Origin of the sequence: Modestobacter caceresii (genome assembly GCF_000761485.1) — a bacterium.
GTDB lineage: Bacteria > Actinomycetota > Actinomycetes > Mycobacteriales > Geodermatophilaceae > Modestobacter > Modestobacter caceresii.
Genome location: NZ_JPMX01000124.1, coordinates 1 through 2,964, shown reverse-complemented (window position 1 = coordinate 2,964; position 2,964 = coordinate 1). Strand labels below are relative to the sequence as shown.

Here is a 2,964-nt window from a genome sequence, read left to right as displayed (position 1 = left end):
CCCGCCCGGCCGCCGGGGCCAGCACCGGCTGCCCGAAGCCGACGAACCGGTCCACCGGCTCGGTGCCCAGCAGCGACCGCCAGTCCCGGGTGGTCGCCGTCCGGCGTCCCCGCACGGCGGTGAAGTCGATGGCGTACGTGGTGGCGAACAGGTGCGTGCCGTGGCTCGGCACCCGCCGCGCCGGGCTGTTCTCCACCCGCCAGGTGCCCCGGAACGGCAACTGGAGCACGACCGCGCCGGGGTCGGCCATCAGAGGTCGCGGCGGACGAAGGACATCGCGGCCAGCGCCCACACCATCGCCACCCACAGCACCGCCCAGCCCAGGTAGGTGAGGGTCAGCGGCGCCGTGCTGAGGAACGGGAAGGCCCCGGCGCCCTCGTCGGCCCCGCCGAACTGGACGATCGCCGACGGGTCCTGGAAGGCGTTCATCGCCCCGCGCCAGAGCCCGTCGGTGGGCAGCAGCACCCGCGACACGCTCCCGACCCGACCGACGGCGTCGTTGCCCAGGGCCTCGCCGATCGCGCCCACCACCCCGGCCACCCAGGTCGTGCAGAACAGGCCGACCGCCACCACACCCGAGGCCATCGGCGAGATGACGGTCGCGAGCAGCACCGTGAGGGTCAGCAGCACCACGGTCTGGGCGGCGAGCAGGGCCAGCGCGGTCGCCGGCGCCGGCGGCCAGTAGTCGACGGTCACCCGGACGACGACGATCTGGGCAAGCCCGGCCAGGGCGACGAAGCCGCTGCCGAACGCGACCAGCCCCAGCCACTTGCCCAGCAGGAACGCCGAGCGACGGATCGGCCGGGCGAGCATGGACAGCGCGATGCCGGACTCGGTCTCCCCGGACAGCGTCGGGCCGGCCAGGAAGGCGGTGCCCAGCGCGGCGACCAGGCTGTAGCCGAACATCACCAGGTTCAGCAGGATGGACGCGGTCAGCCGGGCCTCACCGCTGGTCAGCGACTCGGCCGCCAGCCGGGAGAAGCCCCAGCTGCTCAGCCCGAGCAGCCCGACGGTCAGCGCGACGAGCGCGAGCAGCACCCGCCGGCGGGAGGCCTCGCGCAGGGTGAGCGCGGCGATGGTCAGCACCGTCCGGGCCGTGCTCACGACGGGCCCGCCGCACGGCTCGCGGCGCCGTCCCGCAGGATGCCGAGCAGCCGCTCCTCCAGGCTGATCCGCACCGGCTCCACCGCGTGCACCAGCGCCCCGAGGGAGACCAGGTCACGCACCAGGTCGGGCACCGCCGTCCCGTCGTCGTCGGCGGACAGCGCGACGGTGGACCACTCGCCCTCCCGGTCGACCCGGCCGAGGGCGGCGAGCCGCTGCTGCGCGGCGGGGGAAAGGTCGGTCAGGTGCAGCCGCACCTCCCGCTGGCCGAGCAGCTCGGCAAGCGTGCCGGAGGCGGCGACCCGGCCGCGGTCCAGGACGACGACCCGGTCGCAGACCCGCTCGACCTCACCGATCAGGTGCGAGTTGAGCAGCACCGCGACCCCACGGGACCGCAGCTCGAGCACGATGTCGCGCGCGTCGGCGCGGCCCAGCGGGTCCAGGGCGCTGGTCGGCTCGTCCAGCACCACGAACTCCGGCCGGCCGACCAGCGCGACCGCCAGCCCCAGCCGCTGCTGCATGCCCTTGGAGAACCCGCCCACCCGGTCGTCGCCCCGGCCGGCCAGCCCGACGAGCGCCAGGCAGTCGCGCTGCTCGGCGGCGGGCACCCCGGCGCCGGAGAGCCGGGCGTGCAGCGCCAGCACCTCGGCCGCGGTCAGCCAGGGCTGGTAGCGGAAGAGCTCGGGCAGGTAGCCGACCCGGGCGCGGGCGGCCGGGTCGGCGGAGCGTTGCCCGAGCAGCATCGCTTCGCCGGCGTCCGGGCGGACCAGGCCGAGCAGCATCTTGATCACGGTGGTCTTGCCCGCGCCGTTGGGCCCGAGCAGCCCGACGATCTCGCCCCGGCCCACCTGCAGCGACACGTCCTCGACGGCCAGGTGCCTGCGGTACTGCTTGCGCAGCCCGGTGCACCAGGCCGCCGGTGCCGGGGGCAGACCGGCCACCAGGTCGGCGGCGGCCTGCACCCCGGCACCGCTGTCCACGGTGCTCATGCTCAGCGCAGGTCCCGCGCCACGGACAGCAGCTCGTCGGCGTCCAGCGAACCGGCCACCGCGGTCACCACGCCGTCGGAGACCCACACCACGGCCGCCATCGCGCCGTCGTTGCCGGTCAGCACCGTGGCCTCCTCGCCGTCGACCTCCGCCGTCGAGCTGGTGGCCAGCTCGGCGGGCACGGGCAGCGGGAGGGTCGAGCTGTCGGCGGTGAAGCTCCGCAGCTGCGCCGCGACGTCGTCGGGCAGGCCGGGCAGCGACAGCAGGTGGTCGCGGACCGTCTCGAACGGGACGCCGGAGGAGTACGCCGACGGGGCGACGGCGCGGCCCACGACGAGGGCCGGGAGCCCGGACTCGGAGGACCAGACCTGCACGACGCCCGGCCCCGCGACCAGCCGCACCGAGCTGCCGTCCAGGCCGGGCGGCGGCGGGGGCAGCACCTCACCGGCCGCGGCGGCGGCCTGCGCGGCGCGGTCGGCCGAGTAGGTGAAGGTGGCGCTGAGCTGGCCGCCCACCGAGATCATCGGCTCGCCGGTGACCCCGCGTGGCAGGGTGGCCACCTCGGGCACGTCCAGCCCGGACTCCTCCGCGGCGGTCGCCGCGTCGGGGACCTCGTGCACGTCCGGGTCGCCGGTGAGCTCGACGTCGCCGTAGGCGCTCAGGTCCGGCAGCGCGACCAGGTCGTCGGTGGTGAGGCTCAGCGGGGCGATCTCCTCGGTGCGGAAGACCTGCAGCCAGTCGTTGGCGGCTGCCGTCCCGGCACCGGCCAGGACGACGCCGACCGCGAGCACCGCGGCGGCCGGCCGGCGCAGGAACCCGCGGGACCGGCTCGGCCGGACCCGCTCCGGCCGGGCGGCCGGCGCGGCGGCGG

Annotated in this window: 4 protein-coding genes; all 4 read right to left on the bottom strand. The window is 76.2% G+C overall.

The features are described 5' to 3' along the window. On the bottom strand, nt 1-250 hold a 250-nt coding region (locus tag IN07_RS26035), incomplete at its 3' end, for a hypothetical protein (protein WP_197058609.1). Beyond that, nucleotides 250-1,104, bottom strand: a complete 855-nt coding sequence (locus tag IN07_RS22485) for an ABC transporter permease subunit (RefSeq protein WP_036340953.1) — start codon at nt 1,102-1,104, stop codon at nt 250-252. The genes IN07_RS26035 and IN07_RS22485, both read right to left, overlap by 1 nt. Next, the gene (locus IN07_RS22480) at nt 1,101-2,093 is read right to left on the bottom strand and encodes an ABC transporter ATP-binding protein (RefSeq protein WP_036340950.1); all 993 of its coding nucleotides are present in this window, start codon (nt 2,091-2,093) and stop codon (nt 1,101-1,103) included. The genes IN07_RS22485 and IN07_RS22480 overlap by 4 nt, the downstream gene beginning before the upstream one ends. Before the next feature lie 2 nt (nt 2,094-2,095). Further along, nucleotides 2,096-2,964: hypothetical protein (locus IN07_RS26030; protein WP_036340947.1), on the bottom strand; the 869-nt coding region annotated here is incomplete at its 5' end.